Annotated in this window: 20 protein-coding genes and 1 pseudogene; 15 read left to right on the forward strand and 6 right to left on the reverse strand. The window is 63.3% G+C overall.

Annotation, left to right across the window (positions count from 1 at the left end; all coding sequences use genetic code 11):
- From V7E26_RS22265 to V7E26_RS22275, 3 genes and pseudogenes are all read left to right on the forward strand, one after another.
- Positions 1-293: pseudogene (locus V7E26_RS22265) on the forward strand (PA0069 family radical SAM protein); the annotation flags it as partial.
- Between the two features lie 112 nt (positions 294-405).
- Complete coding sequence (locus tag V7E26_RS22270) at positions 406-1,191, forward strand: ribonuclease HII (protein ID WP_324420266.1); 786 nt, start codon at positions 406-408, stop codon at positions 1,189-1,191.
- 81 nt (positions 1,192-1,272) lie between these two features.
- A complete protein-coding gene (locus V7E26_RS22275) occupies positions 1,273-2,781 on the forward strand; it encodes a glycosyltransferase family 39 protein (RefSeq protein ID WP_324420268.1) in 1,509 nt (502 codons plus the stop codon).
- Positions 2,782-2,790: 9 nt separating this feature from the next.
- On the opposite strand, the gene V7E26_RS22280 is transcribed toward V7E26_RS22275, so the two are convergent.
- Complete coding sequence (locus V7E26_RS22280) at positions 2,791-3,630, reverse strand: uracil-DNA glycosylase (protein WP_324420305.1); 840 nt, start codon at positions 3,628-3,630, stop codon at positions 2,791-2,793.
- 134 nt (positions 3,631-3,764) lie between these two features.
- On the opposite strand from V7E26_RS22280, the gene V7E26_RS22285 reads away from it, so the two are divergent.
- The 3 genes from V7E26_RS22285 to V7E26_RS22295 all read left to right on the forward strand — a co-directional run bounded on the left by V7E26_RS22285 (position 3,765) and on the right by V7E26_RS22295 (position 8,394).
- Positions 3,765-5,423 carry an electron transfer flavoprotein-ubiquinone oxidoreductase gene (locus V7E26_RS22285; RefSeq protein WP_324420270.1) on the forward strand — a complete coding sequence of 553 codons (1,659 nt, stop codon included), beginning with the start codon at positions 3,765-3,767 and terminating at the stop codon, positions 5,421-5,423.
- A gap of 277 nt (positions 5,424-5,700) precedes the next feature.
- Positions 5,701-7,482 carry a tetratricopeptide repeat protein gene (locus V7E26_RS22290; protein ID WP_324420273.1) on the forward strand — a complete coding sequence of 594 codons (1,782 nt, stop codon included), beginning with the start codon at positions 5,701-5,703 and terminating at the stop codon, positions 7,480-7,482.
- Positions 7,483-7,509: 27 nt separating this feature from the next.
- The gene (locus V7E26_RS22295) at positions 7,510-8,394 is read left to right on the forward strand and encodes a 4-(cytidine 5'-diphospho)-2-C-methyl-D-erythritol kinase (RefSeq protein WP_324420275.1); all 885 of its coding nucleotides are present in this window, start codon (positions 7,510-7,512) and stop codon (positions 8,392-8,394) included.
- Here the strand turns inward: V7E26_RS22295 and V7E26_RS22300 are convergent.
- On the reverse strand, positions 8,391-9,020 hold the full coding sequence (locus tag V7E26_RS22300) for a LysE family translocator (RefSeq protein ID WP_324420277.1): 630 nt from the start codon (positions 9,018-9,020) through the stop codon (positions 8,391-8,393). The two genes, V7E26_RS22295 and V7E26_RS22300, sit on opposite strands and share 4 nt — an antisense overlap.
- Positions 9,021-9,027: 7 nt before the next feature.
- Positions 9,028-10,038 (reverse strand): polyprenyl synthetase family protein, encoded by a 1,011-nt coding sequence (locus V7E26_RS22305; protein ID WP_324420279.1) that lies wholly within the window; start codon positions 10,036-10,038, stop codon positions 9,028-9,030.
- A gap of 132 nt (positions 10,039-10,170) precedes the next feature.
- Here V7E26_RS22305 and V7E26_RS22310 point away from each other — a divergent pair, with 132 nt between their 5' ends.
- Together V7E26_RS22310 and V7E26_RS22315 are read left to right on the forward strand one after the other, a co-directional pair.
- Positions 10,171-10,398: a putative signal transducing protein gene (locus V7E26_RS22310; RefSeq protein ID WP_324420281.1), complete on the forward strand. Its 228-nt coding sequence runs from the start codon at positions 10,171-10,173 to the stop codon at positions 10,396-10,398.
- Complete coding sequence (locus tag V7E26_RS22315; protein WP_324420282.1) at positions 10,391-11,158, forward strand: tRNA1(Val) (adenine(37)-N6)-methyltransferase; 768 nt, start codon at positions 10,391-10,393, stop codon at positions 11,156-11,158. Before V7E26_RS22310 ends, V7E26_RS22315 begins: the two co-directional genes overlap by 8 nt.
- Before the next feature lie 403 nt (positions 11,159-11,561).
- Here V7E26_RS22315 and V7E26_RS22320 read toward each other — a convergent pair whose 3' ends face one another.
- Both V7E26_RS22320 and V7E26_RS22325 read right to left on the reverse strand, forming a co-directional pair.
- Entirely contained in the window at positions 11,562-11,690 is a 129-nt protein-coding gene (locus V7E26_RS22320) for a hypothetical protein (protein WP_324420284.1), read from the reverse strand.
- A gap of 168 nt (positions 11,691-11,858) precedes the next feature.
- The gene (locus V7E26_RS22325; RefSeq protein WP_324420286.1) at positions 11,859-13,064 is read right to left on the reverse strand and encodes an ATP-binding protein; all 1,206 of its coding nucleotides are present in this window, start codon (positions 13,062-13,064) and stop codon (positions 11,859-11,861) included.
- A gap of 474 nt (positions 13,065-13,538) precedes the next feature.
- Between V7E26_RS22325 and V7E26_RS22330 the strand changes: the two genes are divergently transcribed.
- From V7E26_RS22330 to V7E26_RS22350, 5 genes are all read left to right on the forward strand, one after another.
- Positions 13,539-14,450, forward strand: coding sequence for a S49 family peptidase (locus V7E26_RS22330; protein WP_324420288.1), 912 nt, complete (start codon positions 13,539-13,541; stop codon positions 14,448-14,450).
- 110 nt (positions 14,451-14,560) lie between these two features.
- A complete protein-coding gene (locus tag V7E26_RS22335; protein ID WP_283034990.1) occupies positions 14,561-14,752 on the forward strand; it encodes a hypothetical protein in 192 nt (63 codons plus the stop codon).
- Between the two features lie 245 nt (positions 14,753-14,997).
- Entirely contained in the window at positions 14,998-15,945 is a 948-nt protein-coding gene (locus tag V7E26_RS22340; RefSeq protein ID WP_324420293.1) for a glycine--tRNA ligase subunit alpha, read from the forward strand.
- On the forward strand, positions 15,945-18,056 hold the full coding sequence (glyS, locus tag V7E26_RS22345; protein WP_324420295.1) for a glycine--tRNA ligase subunit beta: 2,112 nt from the start codon (positions 15,945-15,947) through the stop codon (positions 18,054-18,056). Before V7E26_RS22340 ends, glyS begins: the two co-directional genes overlap by 1 nt.
- A 3-nt stretch (positions 18,057-18,059) precedes the next feature.
- On the forward strand, positions 18,060-18,662 hold the full coding sequence (locus tag V7E26_RS22350; protein WP_324420297.1) for a class I SAM-dependent methyltransferase: 603 nt from the start codon (positions 18,060-18,062) through the stop codon (positions 18,660-18,662).
- A gap of 146 nt (positions 18,663-18,808) precedes the next feature.
- Here V7E26_RS22350 and V7E26_RS22355 read toward each other — a convergent pair whose 3' ends face one another.
- Complete coding sequence (locus V7E26_RS22355) at positions 18,809-19,171, reverse strand: DUF1236 domain-containing protein (RefSeq protein WP_324420299.1); 363 nt, start codon at positions 19,169-19,171, stop codon at positions 18,809-18,811.
- A 237-nt stretch (positions 19,172-19,408) separates the two neighbouring features.
- Here V7E26_RS22355 and V7E26_RS22360 point away from each other — a divergent pair, with 237 nt between their 5' ends.
- Complete coding sequence (locus V7E26_RS22360) at positions 19,409-19,564, forward strand: DUF3096 domain-containing protein (RefSeq protein ID WP_324420301.1); 156 nt, start codon at positions 19,409-19,411, stop codon at positions 19,562-19,564.
- Positions 19,565-19,657: 93 nt separating this feature from the next.
- Positions 19,658-20,484: PEP/pyruvate-binding domain-containing protein (locus V7E26_RS22365; RefSeq protein ID WP_324420303.1), on the forward strand; the 827-nt coding region annotated here is incomplete at its 3' end.

Below are 20,484 nucleotides of genomic sequence, written 5' to 3' on the forward strand. Positions count from 1 at the left end.
TGCTGCTGCGCCTGCCGCTGGAGGTGCGCGACCTGTTCCGCGAATGGCTGATGGCAAACTATCCCGACCGCTACCGCCACGTCTTCACCCTGATCCGCGACATGCGCGGCGGGCGCGACTACGACTCGCAATGGGGGACGCGGATGAAGGGCACCGGCCCGATGGCCTGGATGATCGGCCGCCGCTTCGAGATCGCCTGCGAGAAGCTCGGCCTCAACAAGCGGCGCTCGAAACTGACGACGGATCATTTCGTCAAGCCGAAGCGTGGCGGACAGCAACTGAGTTTGTTCTAGGTAGTTGCCGTCATTCGGCGGGACCATCTGCAGGACCTGGGCGGAATGAATAACGGGAATTGTGCCGGGTTCCCGGTTGCGCGGCGCTGCGCAGTTGCGCACGATCCCGGCCATGATTCGGGACAAGTCCGCCAAAAAAACCGACGGGAAATCAGGCAGGAAGGCCGGTAACGGCAAGGCCGAACTGCCGAAGGGCGTGATCGCGGTCGCGCCGCCAAGCTTTCGCCGCGAACGTGCCTTGATCAAGCGCGGCGTCTGGCCGGTGGCCGGCTGCGATGAAGCCGGGCGCGGTCCGCTGGCGGGACCGGTGGTGGCGGCGGCCGTGATCCTCGATCCCAGGCGAATTCCGAAGGGCATCGACGATTCCAAGCAGCTGACCGCCGAGCGCCGCGAGGAACTGTTCGAGGAAATCTGCGCGACCGCGTCCTTTGCCGTCGCCTTTGCTTCGCCGGCGCGAATCGATCGCGACAATATATTGCGTGCATCGCTCTGGGCGCTGGCGCGCTCGGTGCGCGCCTTGCCGGAAATTCCGAAGCACGTGTTCGTCGACGGCCGCGACAGGATCGATGCGCCGTGCGACTGCGATGCGGTGATCGGCGGCGACGGTATTGTCATGTCGATCGCGGCCGCCTCGATCATCGCCAAGGTAACGCGCGACCGCCTGATGTGCGCGCTGGCGCTGGATTGCCCGGGCTACGGCTTCGAAACCCACAAGGGCTACGCCGTGCCGGAACACCGCGAGGCGCTGGACCGGCTCGGGCCCAGCATCCACCACCGCCGCTTTTTCGCGCCGGTGATTGCGGCGCGACAGAAGCATTTTCCTGAACCAGTCGAGGTCGAGCGCGATCTCTTCACGATCGACGGGGAGATTGCCGCCGATATCTCCGTCACGATCTAAGATCGGTTGCCTCGGCGGCTGCTGCGCTCTATCAAACCTTCCTGGGGGATAGGGTCGCCAGGCCCGGCATTCGGACGTTTCATGCGCTTCACCTCGCTCGTTGTCGAACTGATCCGCGCCCGGCCGCGGCTGGTGGTCTGGATTGTGGTGCTGGTGCAGGCCGCCTTGTGGCTGATCCTGCCGATGCTGCTGTACCGCAGCCCGCCCGGCGACCTCGCGACCGTGCTGGCGTTCGGCCGGGAATACCAGGTCGGCACCTGGCTCGGCCCGCCGCTGGCGTTCTGGCTTGCCGACATCGCCTTCCGCGTCGCCGGCAGCACCATGTTCGGCGTCTATCTTCTGGCGCAGGTCTGCGCCGTCCTTACCTTCTGGATCTACTATCAACTGGCCCGTGCGATCGTCGGCAGTCAGCAGGCGGTGCTCGCCGTCCTGCTCTCGATGACGGTCGTTGCCTTCTCTTCGCCCGGCGTCGAGTTCGGTCCGCTGGTGCTGGCGCGCCCGCTATGGGCGCTGCTGCTCTTGCATTCCTGGCAATTGATCGGCCAGAACCGCCGCAACGCCTGGTTCGCCTGGTCGATCGAGGCCGGGCTGCTGCTGCTGACGACGCCGGCCGCGATCGGGCTGTTGCTGCTGCTCGCGGGATTTGCGGTTGCCACCGAGCGCGGCCGGCGCATGCTGACGTCGCTCGATCCGCTCTATGCACTGCTCGTGATCGTGGTCCTGGTGCTGCCCTATCTGGTCTGGCTGCTGCGTGCGGAAGCGCTTTCGATGCCGCCATGGCCCGCGATATCGGAGCTTGGCGCGCGCACCGTGCATTGGGGCTGGCTGCTCGGCGGCCTCGTGCTGGCGATATCGGCGATCCTGCTGCTCGTGATCCTCAACTCCGGCTGGTTCGCCCGCAACGCCGGCGACGCGCCGATCATCTACCGGCCGCCGGTCGATCCGCTGGCCCGCGACTTCGTCTTCTTTTTCGCGCTCGCGCCGGCGCTGTTCGGGAGCCTGATCGCGGGTGTCTTCAACCTCGATCGTATTGTCGGCGGCGCCGGCGTCGCCTTGCTGATGTCGGGACTTGCCGTGGTCGTGGCCACCGGCGATCTGGTCTACCTGCGGCGCCAGCGCCTGCTGCGAACCGTGTGGGCGATCGCCATTGTCGCGCCTGCCGTGGCTGTCATCGCCGTGACGGCGTTCCTGCCGTGGACCGGTGCGAACGAGGTGCCGACCGCGCTGCCGGCGAAGGCGATTGCGCAGTTCTTCGGTGACAATTTCGAGCGGCGCACCAATCAGCGGCTGCGCGCGGTGGCCGGCGATCCGCAACTCGCAAGCTTCATCGCGATGAGCCGCGGACGCCCGCATCTGCTGCTCGATGCCACGCCGGAGCGGACGCCGTGGTCGTCGGTTGCGAAATTCAACGAGACCGGCGGCGTGGTGGTCTGGCGCGCCTCGGATACGTCGGGTGCGCCGCCGCCCGAGATCGCGCAGCGCTTTCCCGGCCTCGTGCCGGAAGTTCCGCGCGCCTTCGAATGGCTGGTGAACGGCCGGCAGCCGCTGCTGCGCATCGGCTGGGCCATCGTGCGGCCGAAGGCGCAATAGTCCATTTTCTCAGGATGAGGGAGAGCTGTGCTGCTCCAGCGCCTTCGCAATGGCGCGGAGGTCCTGCCACGACATTCGCTTGTAGGACGGCGAGCGGAGCAGGTAGGCCGGGTGGAACGTCGCCATGGCGCGGATGGTGCGGCTGCCGGTGTCGTAGTCGAGCCATTTGCCGCGGGTCCGCATGATGCCTTCGCGGGTCGACAGCAGCGTTTGCGTCGAAGGGTTGCCGAGCGTCACCAGCACGTCCGGGTTCACCAACTCGATCTGGCGCTGGATGAACGGCAGGCAGATCTGTGTCTCCTGCGGCGTCGGCGTGCGGTTGCCGGGCGGCCGCCAGGGGATCACGTTGGCGATGTAGGCCTTGCTGCGGTCGAGCCCGATCGCCGCGATCATGCGGTCGAGCAGCTTGCCGGAACGTCCGACAAAAGGCAGCCCCTCGATGTCCTCATCGCGGCCGGGCGCCTCGCCGACGAACATGATGCGCGCTGCGGGGTTGCCGTCGGCGAACACCAGCCGCGTTGCGGTGTTGCGCAGCGCGCAGCCCTCGAAAGTTTCAAGCAGCGCCCGCAGCGCTTCCAGCGTGGGCGCCGTCCGCGCCGCCTCGCGCGCGAGCGCGATGGCCGCTTCCGGCGCCGGTGCGGTTTCGCTGCGTGGAACTACCGGCTTTGCCGCCGCGGGCATCTCCCTGACGGGACGGGGAGGCGCCACTTCGCGAACCGGGGCGGGGGCCGTGGGGATGTCGGGTTCGGCAAGCCGATCGACCGGCTCCTCCATCAACGCGCAATCGACCCCGGCTTCCAGATAAAAAGCCAGCAATTGCCTGACATTAGGCGCGGGTTCGGGGATCAAATCCATTATGCCAATCTAATATGGATCGCGCCGGCGCGAAACGCCCCGCGTTTTGATTTCCATGGTTGTCCTCTCCGCAAAAATCGGAAACAACGAACCTTTAGAGCCGTTCTCAACCGGGCTGAGACAAGATCATGAGTGCAGAAGAACTTCCTCCCCGCGAATCCATGGAATTCGACGTCGTGATCGTCGGCGCCGGGCCGTCGGGCCTTGCCGCGGCGATCCGGCTGAAGCAGATCAATGCCGATCTCAGCATCGTCGTCGTGGAGAAGGGCTCGGAGGTCGGCGCGCATATCCTGTCGGGTGCGGTGATCGATCCGGTTTCGCTCGACAAGCTGATTCCGGACTGGCGCACGGACGCGGACTGCCCGCTGAAGACGCAGGTGAAGCACGATCGCTTCTACTGGACCACCGAGGTCGGTGCGATCCGGCTGCCGAATTTCATGATGCCGCCGCTGATGAGCAATCATCACTGCTACATCGGCTCGCTCGGCGACGTTTGCCGCTGGCTGGCGCCGAAGGCCGAGGCGCTCGGCGTCGAAATCTATCCGGGCTTTGCCGCGGCGGAAGTGCTGTACGACGACAATGGCGCGGTGCGCGGCATTGCGACCGGCGACATGGGTATTGCGCGCGACGGCAGCCACAAGGATTCGTATACGCGCGGCATGGAACTGCTCGGCAAATACACGCTGTTCGCCGAAGGCGCGCGCGGCAGCCTCAGCAAGCAGCTGATCGCCAAATACGCGCTCGATGCCAGGAGCGAGCCGCCGAAATTCGGTATCGGCCTGAAGGAAGTCTGGGAGATCGATCCCGCCAGGCATCAGAAGGGCCTGATCCAGCATTCGTTCGGCTGGCCGCTGAACAACAGGACCGGCGGCGGCTCGTTTCTCTATCACTACGACGACAACAAGGTGGCGGTCGGCTTCGTCCTGCATCTCAACTACGACGACCCCTACCTGTCGCCGTTCGACGAATTCCAGCGCTTCAAGACCCATCCCTCGATCAGCTCCGTGTTCGAGGGCGGCAAGCGAATTTCCTATGGCGCGCGCGCCATCACCGAGGGCGGCTACCAGTCGGTGCCGCGGTTGAGCTTCCCGGGCGGCGCGCTGATCGGCTGCGCGGCGGGCTTCGTCAACGTGCCGCGCATCAAGGGCGTGCACAATGCGATGGGCAGCGGCATGCTCGCCGCCGAGCATCTCGCAGCCGCGCTCGCCGCTAGCCGCGCCAATGACGAACTGGCGGAATACGAAAACGCCTGGCGGGCTTCCGCCGTCGGCAAGGACCTGCACCGGGTGCGCAACGTCAAGCCGCTGTGGTCGAAGTTCGGCACCGTCATCGGCGTCGCGCTCGGCGGCTTCGACATGTGGTGCAACACGCTCGGCTTCTCGCTGTTCGGCACCCAGTCGCATGCCAAGCCCGACCGCAAGACGCTGGACGCGGCAAAGCAGCACACCCCGATCGCCTATCCGAAGCCGGACGGCAAGATTTCCTTCGACAAGCTGTCCTCGGTGTTCCTCTCCAACACCAACCATGAAGAGGACCAGCCTGTTCATCTCAAGGTCGCCGACATGAACCTGCAGAAGACGTCGGAACACGATGTCTTCGCCGGGCCGTCGAACCGCTATTGCCCGGCCGGCGTGTACGAATGGGTCGAGGAGGCTTCCGGTCCGCGCTTCCAGATCAATGCCCAGAACTGCGTCCACTGCAAAACCTGCGACGTGAAGGACCCCAACGGCAACATCACCTGGGTTCCTCCCGAGGGCGGCGGCGGGCCGAATTACCAGGGCATGTAACCACGATTGCGTGAGGCGGAGGAGGGGGGTACCGCCTTCGGCCACGATACCGCCATAGAAGAAGCGTTACCCCCTTGGTCTGGCCGGATAGGAGGCCTAAGGGCCTCATCTGCCAACCGATTCGCCACGACTAATCCTTGGCCTATCCTTGCGGTTGAGCGCCAAAACCGGCATTGTCGCACGCCGAGATACCGCCGCTTGTGTTTGCATTAGAGACCGATCGCAAGACACCGATCGTAACGATCCCGCCGAACATCCTGGAGCTAGGCGAAACGTGATGCTTTCCACTCGTATGAATCGTTGGACCATCGCCGCAATCACAGCCGTCAGCCTGACCGCGCCTGGCGTGGCCTGGGCGCAGACGCCCGACCATCCGGCCGACAACGCCGCGCAGTTCCCCAGCAAGGCCGATCTGAAATCGCTGACGACGTCGGGCAGCTATCTCGCCGCGCGCCACGCCAGCGTCGAGCGCGACGCGAATTCCGCGGCCGCATTCTATCGCTCCGCGCTGCGCACCGATCCGAAGAACAACGAACTGCTCGACCGCGCCTTCATCTCCTCGCTTGCCGATGGCGACATCGACGAGGCGGTCAAGCTCGCCGACCGCATCCTGACCATGGACAAGGCCAACCGCGTCGCGCGGCTGGTGGTCGGCGTGCGCGACCTCAAGCAGAAGAAGTATTCCGCGGCGCAGGTCAACATCAACCAGTCGATCCGCGGGCCGATCACCGATCTGGTGGCGACGCTGCTGTCGGGATGGGCGAGCTACGGCGCCGGCGATGCCAAGGCCGCGGTCGCCAATATCGACAAGCTGACCGGCCCGGAATGGTATCCGATCTTCAAGGATCTCCACACCGGCATGATCCTGGAAGCGGCCAACAAGGAAAAGGACGCCGGCCCGCGCTTCGAGCGCGTGTACAAGCTCGACGATACGATGCTGCGCGCGGCAGACGCCTATGCGCGCTGGCTGTCGCGCAACAAGGACGGCGCGGCGGCGGCTGCCATTTACGAAGCCTTCGACAAGAAGTTGCCGCGGCATCCGCTGGTGCAGGAGGGCCTGCGCGAGGCGAAGGCCGGCAAGAAGATGTCGCCGCTGGTCGATTCGGCGCAGGCCGGCGCGGCCGAGGCGCTCTACGGCATCGGCGCCACCCTGACCCGCCGCGGCGGCGAGGACTTGGCGCTGGTCTATCTGCAACTCGCGCTCTATTTGCAGCCCACGCATCCGCTGGCGCTGCTCTCGCTCGCCGATCTCTACGAATCCGTGAAGAAGCCGCAGATGGCGATCAAGATCTACGAGCGCATGCCGGCCAGTTCGCCGCTCAAGCGCAACGCGCAGATCCAGCTCGCCACCAATCTCGATTCTGCCGACCGCAGCGACGAGGCGATCAAGATCCTCAAGGGCGTCATCACCGACGCGCCGAAGGATATCGAGGCCATCATGGCGCTCGGCAATATCGAGCGTGGACGCAAGAAATTCGCCGATTGCGCCACGACCTATTCGCTGGCGATCGACGCGACATCAGGCGTGACCGACAAGAACACCTGGGTCACCTACTACTATCGCGGCATTTGCGAAGAGCGCTCCAAGCAGTGGAGCAAGGCCGAGACCGACATGCGCAAGGCGCTGGAGCTGCAGCCGGAACAACCGCATGTGCTGAACTATCTCGGCTATTCCTGGATCGACCAGGGCATCAATCTCGACGAAGGCATGAAGATGATCCGCCGCGCCGTCGACCAGCGGCCCGACGACGGCTACATCGTCGATTCGCTGGGCTGGGCGTTCTACCGGATCGGCAATTTCGAGGATGCGGTGAAGAACCTCGAGCGCGCGATCGATCTCAAGCCCGAGGATCCGACCATCAACGACCATCTCGGCGATGCCTATTGGCGCGTCGGGCGGACGCTGGAGGCCAAATTCCAGTGGGCGCACGCCCGCGACCTCAAGCCCGAGCCGGAAGAACTGCCGAAGATCGAGGCGAAGATCGCCAATGGACTGCCCGATGACACTTCCTCCGCGGCTTCCGCCGACAAGAAGAAAGAAGACGGCAAGGGTGGCTGACGGAAGGCGTTTGGGGGCTGTCCGGCAATGCCGATGTTGAGTGACGAGGCGCGCGCCAAGGTCAATCTGTCCTTGCGGGTGAACGGCCGTCGCGCCGACGGCTATCACGATCTCGAAAGCGTGGTGGCGTTCGCCGATTGCGCCGATCGCCTGACATTGACGCCCGGCGCCGGTCTGAATTTGAAAATGTCCGGACCGCTGGCGGAAGCCTGCGGCGATACCTCTGACAATCTGGTGCTCAAGGCCGCTCGCCTGCTGGCCGAACGCGTGCCAGGAATGAAGGCCGGCTGCTTCACGCTCGACAAGGTGTTGCCGGTCGCGGCCGGCATCGGCGGCGGCTCGGCGGACGCCGCGGCAGCGCTCCGCCTGCTCGCGCAACTGAACGGGCTTGCGCTCGACGATCCCCGCATCATCGAGGTCGCGGAACTGACCGGCGCCGACGTGCCTGTCTGCATCAACTCCCGCAGTTGCATCATGACCGGCGTCGGCGAGGCGCTGGAGGCGCTGAGCCTGCCGAAGATGCCCTGCGTGATGGTCAATCCCGGTGTTCCCGTCGCGACCCGCGACGTCTTCAACGCGCTCGGCCTGCGCAATGGCGAGCTGCTGGTCGGCGTCACCGACGTGCTGCTGCGCGATCGCTGGCCCGACGACAAGGCCTCGCTGGAAGAGTGGGTCGAGGCGCTCGCCGCCAATTCCAACGATCTGGAAGCGCCGGCGCTGCGCGTGCAGCCTGTGATCGGCGAGGTCATCGCGGCGCTCAACGCGACCAACGGTGCGTGGCTGGCGCGGATGTCCGGATCGGGCGCCACCTGCTTTGCGATCTACGAGAACACCGCCGACGCCGGCCGCGCGGCGGAGCAGATCCGGCGCGACCACCCGGGATGGTGGGTGCACGCGGGAACGCTGAGCTAACTCGCCGGCCGTCGCGCCAGCGCCAGCGAAATGCCGAGGCCGGCGATGAACAGCCCCGAGCCCTGGCGCAGCCGTTGCAGTAATTTCGGGCGGCGGGTGAGGCCGTCGCGCGCGCTGGCCGTCATCATCGCCACGACGACATCGGCGAGCGTATTGAGCGCAACCGAGATCAGGCCGAGCGTGACGAACTGCAGCGCGACGTAGCCGGTGGCCGGATCGACGAATTGCGGAATGAAGGCCAGAAAGAACGCGGCGGTCTTCGGATTGAGCGCTTCGACCAGCACGCCTTCGCGAAACACCTTCCGCGTACCGGCGGTAACGAGCGGTTGCTGCACGAGCTCGCGCGCCTCGCGGAACGTCTTGATGCCCAGCCAGACCAGATAGAGCGCGCCGGCGAATTTGAGCGCGGTGAACAATTCGGCGCTGGCAAGGATGATCGCCGAGACGCCGAGCGCGCCGCCGATCACATGCACGAGCCCGCCAAGCGCGGTCCCGAAGGTGGAAGCGAACCCGGCGCGCCTGCCGCCGGCCAGCGTCCGTGCCGCGACGTAGAAGATGCCAGGACCGGGGACGGCGGCGACGATGAGCGCGGCCAGCAGGAACAGGGGAAAATTGGCGCCGGTCAATTTGCGCTCAATGCGACCGGGCCAGGCAGAACGCCACGACCTGTTCGAGCGCGCTCTTCATCGGCGAGGCCGGGAACAGCGCCAGCGCATCGACCGCCATCGCGCCGTAATGGTGGGCGCGGCTGATCGTGTCTTCCAGCGCGCGGTGCTTGGTCATCAGCCCGATCGCATGATCGAGGTCGCTGTCGCCGATCTCGCCGCGCTCCAATGCCTTGATCCAGAACTTGCGCTCGCTGTCATTGCCGCGACGGAACGCCAGCACCACCGGCAGCGTGATCTTGCCCTCGCGGAAATCGTCGCCGACATTCTTGCCGAGCTTGGCGGCCTTGCCGCCATAGTCCAGCACGTCGTCGACGAGCTGGAAGGCGATGCCGAGATTCATGCCGACCGAACGGCAGGCGGTCTGCTCGGCCTTTGGCCGGTTGGCGATCACGGGGCCGACCTCGCAGGCGGCGGCGAACAGTTCGGCCGTCTTGCCGCGGATGACTGCGAGATATTCGTCCTCGGTGGTCGCGGTGTTCTTGGCGGCCGCAAGCTGCATCACTTCGCCTTCCGCGATGGTCGCGGCGGCGGAGGAGAGGATATCGAGCGCGCGCAGCGAGCCGACCTCGACCATCATGCGGAAGGCCTGGCCGAGCAGGAAGTCGCCGACCAGGACGCTCGCCTCATTGCCCCACAGCATCCGCGCCGACAGCTTGCCGCGGCGCAGTTCGCTCTCGTCGACCACGTCGTCATGCAGCAGCGTCGCGGTGTGCATGAACTCGACCGCGGCGGCGAGCTTGATATGGCCGTCGCCGGAATAGTTGGAGAGCTGGGCCATCGCCAGCGTCAGCATCGGACGCAGGCGCTTGCCGCCCGACGAGATCAGATGGTTGGCCACTTCCGGAATCATGGTGACTTCCGACCCGGTCCGCGACAGAATCGTGGCGTTGACCCGCTCCATGTCGGCGGCGACGAGCCCGACCAGCGCATCGATCGAGGCGTTCGACGGACTTTCGAAGGGTACAATAACCGCCACGCGGGTCTCCAATTTTGGCCAATTCGCACTATCCTTATCTACAATAGAAAGTGCAGGCTATGGCGGCAAGGGCAGGTAGCGGTTGACAGCCGAGGTGCAGTCGTCGCACCCGGGCGAAAAGGAGAACATCCGTTGCGGGAATTGGTCAGGACCAACGATATCGTGCTGGTTTCCGCGATCGGTGCGCTGCTCGACGGCGCCAATATCCATCATCTGGTGCTCGACCAGAACATGAGCGTGATCGAGGGATCGCTCGGCATCCTGCCGCGCCGGATTCTGGTGCATGCGGACGACAATCGCGCGGCCCGCCAGTTGCTGGTTGACGCCGGCCTCGCCCACGAATTGCGTCCCGATGAGTGACCCCGTCATCGATCTCACCGAGGATGCATTTCTCGGCGGGCAATTGCGCGTCAAGCAACTGAAATCAGGACATCGCGCCGGCCACGATGCGGTGCTGCTGGCTGCGGCGACCGCTGCCCGTTCGGGCGACCGCGTGGCCGAACTCGGCGCCGGCGTCGGCGTCGCGGGCCTTTCGCTGGCAAGACGCGTGGCCGGTATCGAGCTCGTCCTGGTCGAGATCGACGCCGTGCTGGCAGGCCTTGCGCGCGCCAATGCGGGAGCGAATGCGATCCCAGCCGACGTGATCGTGCTCGATGTGGAAGCCGATGCCACGGCCTTCGCCGCCGCCGGCCTCGGTCCTGACAGCGTCGACGCGGTGCTGATGAATCCACCCTTCAACGATCCGGCGCGGCACCGTGCGTCGCCGGACACCGCGCGCGGGATCGCGCATATGGCGACCGCGACCACGCTCCTGAAATGGGGGCACGCCAGCCGGCGCATTCTCAGATCGCGGGGAGTGCTGACGCTGATCTGGCGCGCCGACGGCATTGCCGAGGTGCTGGCTGCGCTCGATCACGGTTTCGGGAGCGTGCAGATCCTGCCTGTCCACGGCGATGCGCAGGCGCCTGCCAACCGCATCCTGGTTCGCGCCACCAAGGGCGGGCGGGCGCCGACGCAAATCCTTGCCGCCCTGATGCTCAACGATGCGCCAGGCGTGCCCAATAAAAGGGTGCAGGAGGTTCTCGCCGGGAAGGCGAGCCTGCCGCTCGCGAACCCGTAAAGTCGGCGCGCTTGCCAATCATGGAACCGGGACGCTATTGCGGAAGCGTCTCTGACTGTTGCTTGGGCGCCGAGGTGAAGTGGATCGCGGCCAGAAGGCTGCCGATGAGCATTATCAGCAGGTAGATTTTCATGTCAGTCTCCACTGCGCCATTGCAGCTTTAACATCTGCAATGCAAAAGGCGTTCCGGCCCGGGAAGGCGTGCTGCCTTTGCTTTGACAGTGGTGCGATAAAAAATGGTTAATTCGAGGTAACGAACTGAACAATAATTTGCTGGGTTCTTCACAAGGCCGTGTTGCCGTATGGGCCGGCATCGGGGCAAACGGTGCTTATTAGGTCCCGCCCGCTGGCAGATGGGCGGGACCTAGCTTTTTGCGAAACTGCACCTAATTGGGTAAGCTGCTTACTTAATGTGCAGCGGCCATGCCTTTAGGCCGTAATCGTAGGCGTCGAGAATAGTGCCGTTTGGTAACTTCCGGTAACGGCGGAAGATCACGTTGAACGGCTTCTTGGGATTCTTGATCTTGGTCATCATTAACTCCTTTCCCCGACGGGTGTTGCGACGAATGGGAAAGGCAAGTAAGAAACCTTGACTGCCAAGCCAAAGTGCCAATCCAATCGTCGACCGTTTCTACGAACCGCGTCGGCAATTCGAAGACGGAAAAACCGGGTCGCCGCCAGCGATCCGGTTTTTTCAGTTTCATTCCTCATACTGTCGCCTAATGAAGCTGGCCATCAAGGGGACGGCAAACGAGTACTTTCCGTGTCTGTTCTTATAGATGAGACCTTGTTTGGTTAGGGTGGCGAGGATTTGGTTGGTGTGACTATTCCCAAATCCTCGCCCAAGAATGATGCTGGACTCGTCTACGATTTCTTGAACCGAAAATTCTCTGTCGCAGCTATCGAGATTCGACACCACGTACATGAGTTCTCGCTGGCGGTCGGTGATCCTGGCCCACCGTCCGGCAAAGAAGTCGGTGTCGAGTTTACGTGTAATTTCTTCACTGGGGACTGGACTCAACTCGTTTCCCGAACTCGCTTGCTGAACCCAAATGTCGTACACCTCTCGGCAGATAAACTGGATAAAGTATGGATAGCCGCCGGATAACCCTGTTATGACTTCCACGGAAGACTGCGAGAAATGTACGGGGCACTTGGAATCTTGAACTGGTTTCGTGATTGCCTCTTCGCAGTCTTCGACATCGAGTTGGGCTAGAGAGACCACGCGAAACATCCGCTCTGCGTAGGTTCTCGACTCTACCAGCTTCGGAAATAGCGTTGGCAATCCCACGAGTACCAACATGAACGGAATGCCTTTTCGCTGAATCGATTGGAATACGTCCAACAGAACAGCGAGGGGAAATTGCTCTTTCTCGGCGTTGTCGGAAAGGTTCTGCGCCTCGTCGTAGGCGAAGACAATGCCGTTGCGACCCGTCTGGCTAAAGATAGACCAGACGAATTCTAGGACGGCTTTGATCTTGTCGGCGACCAGTCCCGGCGTTTCTTCGAACTTGCTCATCAGGAAGGCGTAGTTGACGGGACGAACAAGAGCCGACGGCTTGCCCGTAAAGCCAACCGTGCTCGGTCCTTGCGTGTGAAGCGTGACGCCTGATGTGATCACCGACAGGTCGGTTATGATGCGCGTGGCAAGGTTTGCCTCGCTAACGCTAATGGTCTCGCTCAGATCGGCGCCGACCCACATCCAGTTTTCCCGGATGGCGATGGGCTTCAAAGTCTCGAGGAGCACGGTCTTGCCGACACCGCGCAGGCCGGTCAGAACGAGATTATCGAGGATGGTCCGTTGCTGTAGAAGACGTTCGAATTCCTTCTGCTCTGCTTGACGGCCAGCAAGGTAGGGCGGCATGTGCCCGGCTCCCGGACGAAACGGATTTCCAAATGTAGACATGATGAGGCTCCCGGCTTTATTTAGATCATAGACTAAATTTATGGCGATGTCTACCTTGCACTAAGGATGTAGAGGTATTATAAGACCATCATCGTGCGTTCGGCCCGGCTCCACGAGTTCAGACGGGGTGACCACAATGTGTGCCATTACGGCATTGCTCCACGTGTTATCTCCAAACTAAAAGACCCCCACCTTACGGTGAGGGTCTTGATGTTGTGCAGCGCAATTGGTCTCAGCAAAGTCCCAAGGGGATCAACCTGCCAAAACTGAGTCTAGCAGGCAGGCCCCAACCATCAAAATTCCCCTGATTGAAAATGGAGACGGAGTTGAACTGCAAGACGGCATCGAACATCACTCGCGCGGGCCGACGACGGTGAACGACACGTCGGAAGGATCCCCCATCGTCCATCGTAAGACGATACAAAGGCAATGTGTCTTCTCATAGTTCAGTAAAGACGTCTTCGAGGTAACGGCATGAGTGAACAATTAAGTGATCGTACAGGTTTGCCGAACCTCGTTGACAGGCTGAAGCAACTCATTCCGGCGAAATTCCGGCGTGACGCCGCTGTGGTCCCGGTGGTGCGCCTGTCGGGCGTGATCGGCGCGGTGACGCCGCTGCGGCCGGGCCTGACGCTGGCGGGCATCGCCAAGACGCTGGAACGCGCATTCGCCACCAAGCATGCCAAGGCGGTGGCGCTGGTGATCAATTCGCCGGGCGGCTCGCCGGTGCAGTCACGGCAGATCTATCTGCGGATCAGGCAGCTGGCCGAGGAAAAGAAGCTTCCGGTTCTGGTGTTCGTCGAGGACGTCGCGGCCTCGGGCGGCTACATGATCGCCTGCGCCGGCGACGAAATCTTCTGCGATCCGTCCTCGATCCTCGGCTCGATCGGCGTGGTCGGCGGCAGTTTCGGGTTTCAGGACCTGATCAAGCGGATTGGCGTCGAGCGGCGGCTCTATACGGCGGGCGAGCACAAGGCGATGCTCGATCCGTTCCTGCCGGAAGATCCCGATGATGTGGCGCGCCTGAAGACGCTTCAGCGCGAGATCCACGCGATCTTCATTGCGCTGGTCAAGGCAAGCCGCGGCGCCCGCCTCGCGGGTGCCGATGACGACTTGTTTACCGGCGAATACTGGGCGGGCGAGCGGTCGGTGTCGCTCGGCCTGGCGGACGGCATCGGCGATATCAGATCGACGCTTCGCGCGCGTTTTGGCGAGAAGGTGCTGACGCCCGTCATTGCGCCCGCCAGCGGGATGATATCCGGGCTGCTCGGCCGGAGGTCACCGGGGGCGGGCTCGATGGCTGCGTTTGAAGGTATCAGGGGATTGCCTGATGACCTGATCTCGGCGCTGGAGACGCGGGCAATTTGGGCGAAATTTGGGTTTTAGGCCGATTGGCGTCCGCGCCATTTGGTCTCCAAAAGCTGAATTGCGGAGCAGCCCGGCTTGAGCGAGAATGCCGTGATTGGGGGCTGACTCGTGAAGACAAGGATCGACTGATGCCGCCGCTGATCGCATTCGCGGGTGCCCTGGGAGGGCTCGCCGTGGTCCGCTGGGCCTACAAGACTGCCGTCCGCATCAACAGGGAGTTGGAGGAGGCGCGTCTGGCTCGCGTTGCCGAAGCTGCCCAGACGGCCGAAATCCCGACGCTGCGCCGTGACCCGGTCACCGGGGCGTACCGGCCGGGTTAGGTTGAAGTTCGCCACCCCCTGAGTTCGTCATGCCCGGGCTCGTGCCGGGCATCCACGCCTTAGGGCCTGTCGACGAGAAAGAACGTGGATGGCCGGGACATAGGCGAGCGGGAGCGAGGCCGTCCTTCAGACGGCTATGCCCGGCCAAGACGTTGAGAGGCACCCCGCCATCGCCTTGATTCCCCGCCTGCACGCCGATACGGTCCCGCGCGCTTAAAACCCCCCTCGCGAGACCGATTCTGCCGATGGACGCACTTCCTGCCCATATGCGCCCGGAACGTTCGTTCCAGGGCTTCATCCTTGCTCTGCAGCGGTTCTGGGCCGAGCAGGGCTGCGTGATCCTGCAGCCCTATGACATGGAAATGGGCGCCGGCACCTTCCATCCCGCGACGACGCTGCGTGCGCTCGGGCCAAAGCCTTGGAATGCGGCCTATGTGCAGCCCTCGCGGCGGCCGAAGGACGGCCGCTATGGCGAGAACCCCAACCGTCTGCAGCACTATTACCAGTTTCAGGTGATCATGAAGCCGTCGCCGCCGAACCTGCAGGACCTGTACCTGAAGTCGCTGGCGGCGATCGGCATCGATTCCAGCGTTCACGATATCCGCTTCGTCGAGGACGATTGGGAAAGCCCGACGCTCGGCGCCTGGGGGCTGGGCTGGGAGTGCTGGTGCGACGGCATGGAAGTCAGCCAGTTCACCTACTTCCAGCAGGTCGCGGGCGTCGAATGCGCGCCGGTCGCCGGCGAACTGACCTACGGACTCGAGCGCCTTGCGATGTATGTGCAGGGCGTCGACCGCGTCTACGATCTCAACTTCAACGGCCGCGACGGTGCCGACAAGGTCACCTATGGCGACGTCTTCCTGCAGGCTGAGCAGGAATATTCCCGGCACAATTTCGAGCATGCCGACACCGCGATGCTGTTCGAGCAGTTCAGGATGGCGGAGGAGGCCTGCCGGAAATATCTCGCCGCTGGTTGGCAAGAAAACTTGAAGTCGGGCGGCAATCAGAAAGAGCATCTGATGGCGCTGCCGGCCTATGACCAGTGCATCAAGGCCAGCCACGTCTTCAACCTGCTCGACGCCCGCGGCGTGATCTCGGTGACCGAACGGCAGAGCTACATCATGCGGGTGCGCGAGCTGGCGAAGGCCTGCGGCGAAGCCTGGATTCACACCGAAACGGGCAGGGCGGCCTGATGCCTGATCTTCTCCTCGAACTGTTCTCCGAAGAGATCCCCGCGCGCATGCAGGCAAAGGCGGCGGACGATCTGCGCCGCATGGTCACCGACAGGCTGGTCGCCGAAGGCCTGGTCTACGAAGGGGCGAAAGCGTTCGCGACGCCGCGCCGGCTGGCGCTCACCGTGCACGGCATTCCCACAAGGCAGCCCGACCTCAAGACCGAACGTCGCGGACCGAAGATCGGCGCCCCCGATGCGGCCGTGCAAGGCTTTTTGAAAGCGACCGGCCTCAAATCGCTGGAGGAGGCGACGATCCAGCGTGACCCGAAAGGCGATTTCTACGTCGCGCTGATCGAGAAGCCGGGCCGCGCCACGCTCGACGTGCTCGCCGAGATTCTGCCCGTCATCATCAGGACCTTCCCGTGGCCGAAATCGATGCGCTGGGGCGCACGCTCGGCCAAGCCGGGCGCGTTGTCCTGGGTGCGGCCGCTGCATTCGATCATCGCGACCTTCGGTCCGGAGACCGAAGAGCCCGATGTCGTGAAGTTTTCGGTCGACGGTATCGAGACCGGCCAGACCACGCACGGCCACCGCTTCCTGGCGCCCGCCGCCATCCCGGTCCGCCGTTTCGAGGACTACGAAGCCAAGCTGAAGGCCGCCAAGGTCGTGCTCGATCCGCAGGCGCGCAAGGACATCATTTCGGCTGACGCTACGGAACTGGCATTCGCGCAAGGCTTTGAACTGGTCGAGGACCAGGTGCTGCTCGACGAGGTCGCCGGCCTCGTCGAATGGCCGGTCGCGCTGATGGGCTCGTTCGATGCGGAATATCTGTCGATCCCCGACGAGGTGATCCGCGCCACCATCCGCAACAACCAGAAATGCTTCGTGGTGCGCGACCCCAGGACGGGCAAACTCGCCAACAAGTTCATTCTGACAGCCAATATCGAGGCGACCGACGGCGGCAAGGTGATCATATCGGGCAACGAGCGCGTGATCCGCGCGCGATTGTCGGATGCGAAGTTCTTCTACGAGACCGACCTGAAGACCAAGCTCGAGAGCCGGCTGCCGAAGTTCGAGCAGATCGTGTTCCACGAAAAGCTGGGCACGCAGGCCGAGCGCATCAAGCGGATCGAGTGGCTGGCGGCCGAGATCGCGCCGCTGGTCGGCGCCGACGTCGAAAAGGCGAAGCGCGCGGCGCATCTGGCCAAGGCGGATCTGCTGACCGAAGTCGTCGGCGAATTTCCTGAATTGCAGGGCTTGATGGGCAAGTACTACGCGCTGGCACAAGGCGAAGATGCCTCCGTCGCGGCCGCAAGCGAGGAACATTACAAGCCGCAAGGCCCCGCCGACAGTGTTCCGTCGGACAAGGTAAGCGTCGCAGTTGCTTTAGCCGACAAGTTGGACACGCTGGTCGGATTCTGGGGAAATGATGAGAAGCCTACCGGCAGCAAGGATCCGTTCGCACTTAGACGAGCTGCATTGGGGATCATTCGAATATTAGAGTCGTGTGAGGTTAGGCTTCCTCTGTCAAAGTTCATCAACACAGCGTGGTGGGGCCATACTGCCAGCGAGGCAGGCGCTATCGGTCAGTCGGATCGTTTCTCGGCTGATCTGCTCTCTTTCTTCGCCGACCGCCTGAAAGTCCAGCTTCGCGATCAGGGCGCGCGTTACGATCTCGTCGATGCCGTGTTCTCGCTTGGCGGGCAGGATGATCTGCTGATGGTCGTCCGTCGCGTCGAAGCGCTTGGCAAGTTCCTCGACAGCGACGACGGCAAGAACCTGCTTGCAGGGACCAAGCGCGCGAGTAACATCCTCGCGATCGAGGAGAAAAAGGACAGGCGCAGGTTTGACGGCGCACCTGATGCCGGGCTCTACCAGTTGGCTGAGGAAAAGGCGCTGGCGACAGCAATCGACCAGGTCAAGCGCGAGGCGGGGGCCGCGGTTGCAGAGGAAGATTTCACCACCGCGATGAGCGCGATGGCAAAGCTGCGTCCGGCGGTCGATGCGTTCTTCGACAAGGTCAAGGTCAATGCCGATGAACCCCAGGTGCGCGAGAATCGACTAAAGCTACTGAACGAAATCCGCGCGGCGACCCGCGCGGTGGCGGATTTTTCCAAAATCGAAGGCTAGACCATGGATCGACAGACGCTTGCCGCTTACGACACGGATGCGGCGGCGTTCGCGAGTGACTGGCTCGGTCAGCCGGCGCCTGTCGACCTGCAGGAAATCGTCGAGCGCTTCTTCGTGCGCGGCGGCAATTCGGCCGACATCGGCTGCGGCTGCGGCCGCGAGGTCGCCTGGCTGCACGCGAACGGTTTTTCGGCCGTCGGCTTCGATGCCTCCGAAGGCCTGCTCAAGGAGGCGCGCCGGCGCTATCCCTCCTTCAAGTTCGCGCATGCGGAGCTACCCGATCTGAGCGGCATCGGCACGTTCGACAACGTGCTGTGCGAAACCGTGATCATGCATCTCGACCGCAAGGAGATCGCAGCCTCGGTTCGCCGTCTGCTCGATGTCGTCAAGCCGAGCGGCATCCTCTATCTGAGCTGGCGCGTCACCGAAGGCACCGACGAGCGCGATGCGCAGGGCCGTCTCTACGCGGCGTTCGATCCGGCCGAGGTGCGCGCGGAACTGAACGGCGTGACGGTGCTGCTCGACGAAGAGGTCGTCAGTGCCTCCTCGGGGAAGAAGATTCATCGGCTGGTGGTGAAGAAGCAGGGGCTGGAAATACGGGAATAATCCGTAGGCATCGCGTCCTTGGTGCACGTCTTCACAAAAAGAAAAACCCCGCCCGGAGGGGATGCCGGGCGGGGTTTCTGTCCGGTCGTATCTCGCGCACATCCGCTTGCGCGGCGCCCGGACCAGATCGTTCAGGCTACCGAGGTCTAGTCGACCACCTGAACGATGCGACGCGAACGCGGTTCGACCAATATCGTCCGGCCGTTGACCACGGTGTAGCGATAGGGCGTGACGCCAAAGGTTTGCGGCACGTCGTAATAGGTCACGCCGGTTTCCGGCAGCACGCCGCCGACCACCACGCGTTCCGAGATCGTGTAGTTCGGGACGCGCTCACGCACGATGTATTCACGGAAGGCAGGCCGCTGATCGGCAAGGATGCCCTCGTGCTCGCCGACAACGACCGTACCGCCGCCGGCAACGCCTGTCGTGATCGTGGTCTGCGCCTGGGCCGCGATCGGGGCCGCGATTGCGCCGGCGATCGCCGCAATGGTCAATAGTCTGTTCCGCATGGTGAACTCCTTCGCGAGAAGAGGCGCCGGCTTTCGCCAACGCGCACAATGCGGAGCCAATTCATTCGCGGGCGGCATTGTTCCGGAAAAAGCGCAGCCTCATACGCGGCATTTCCGGGGAATTGTTGCGGAGCCTGGAACCCATTGAAGGCGGAAGCGTCTTGCTATTCCGGAACCGCGCCAGCGGTTAAGTTGCACCCCGCGATTCGACTCCCACTCATTCAGCCGGAGACTTCAATGACCATCACCGCTGCGCACATTTCCCCGATCGTCGCCCTGATCGCGGGAGTCCTGATTCTGATCATGCCGCGGTTCCTGAATTTCATCGTCGCGATCTACCTGATCGTGGTCGGTCTGGCCGGCCTCGGCGTGTTCAAGATGTTGAAGTTCTAGAATGGGAAAAGGCGGGTTTCGCGGCTTGCGCGGAACCCCTCAAAATGGTGTAAGGCGCGCATCTTTCCCACCTTTTTCGGATAGTTGGAATCCATGGCCAAAGCCGTCGCGAAGTCCAAGAAGGCTGCAGCGAAATCTGCAGCGAAATCAAAGCCATCTGCACGAAAAATGGCTGCCGCGCCTGCCGCCCGCAAGGCGCTGAACAAGGCCCCGGCCAAGCCGGTGGCCAAGGCCAAGCCCGTCAAAAAGGCCGCGGTCGGCAAGCCGGCGGTCGAAGCGGTAAAATCCGGCAAGTGGGTCTATACCTTCGGCGACGGCAAGGCCGAGGGCAAAGCGGGCCTGCGCGACCTGCTCGGCGGCAAGGGCGCCAACCTCGCCGAGATGGCCAATCTCGGCCTGCCGGTGCCTCCCGGCTTCACGATCCCGACTTCGGTCTGCACCTATTTCTATGCGCACGACAAATCCTATCCGGCCGCGCTGAAGCCGCAGGTCGAGAAGGCGCTCGACTATGTCGGCAAGCTGACCGGCAAGGCGTTCGGCGATTCCAAAAATCCGCTGCTGGTGTCGGTTCGCTCCGGCGGCCGCGCCTCGATGCCGGGCATGATGGACACCGTGCTCAATCTCGGCCTCAACGACAAGACCGTCGAGGCGCTCGCCGAACTCTCCGGCGACCGGCGCTTCGCCTATGACAGCTATCGCCGCTTCATCACGATGTATTCGGACGTGGTGCTCGGCTTCGAGCATCATCACTTCGAGGACATCCTCGACACCTTCAAGGACAGCCAGGGCTACACGCTCGACACCGATCTGTCCGGCGACGACTGGGTCGAACTGGTCGGCAAGTACAAGGAAGCGGTGGCGCGCGAGACCGGCAAGGATTTCCCGCAGGACCCGCACGAGCAATTGTGGGGCGCGATCGG

Source organism: Bradyrhizobium sp., from assembly GCF_036735945.1.
Classification (GTDB): Bacteria; Pseudomonadota; Alphaproteobacteria; order Rhizobiales; family Xanthobacteraceae; genus Bradyrhizobium.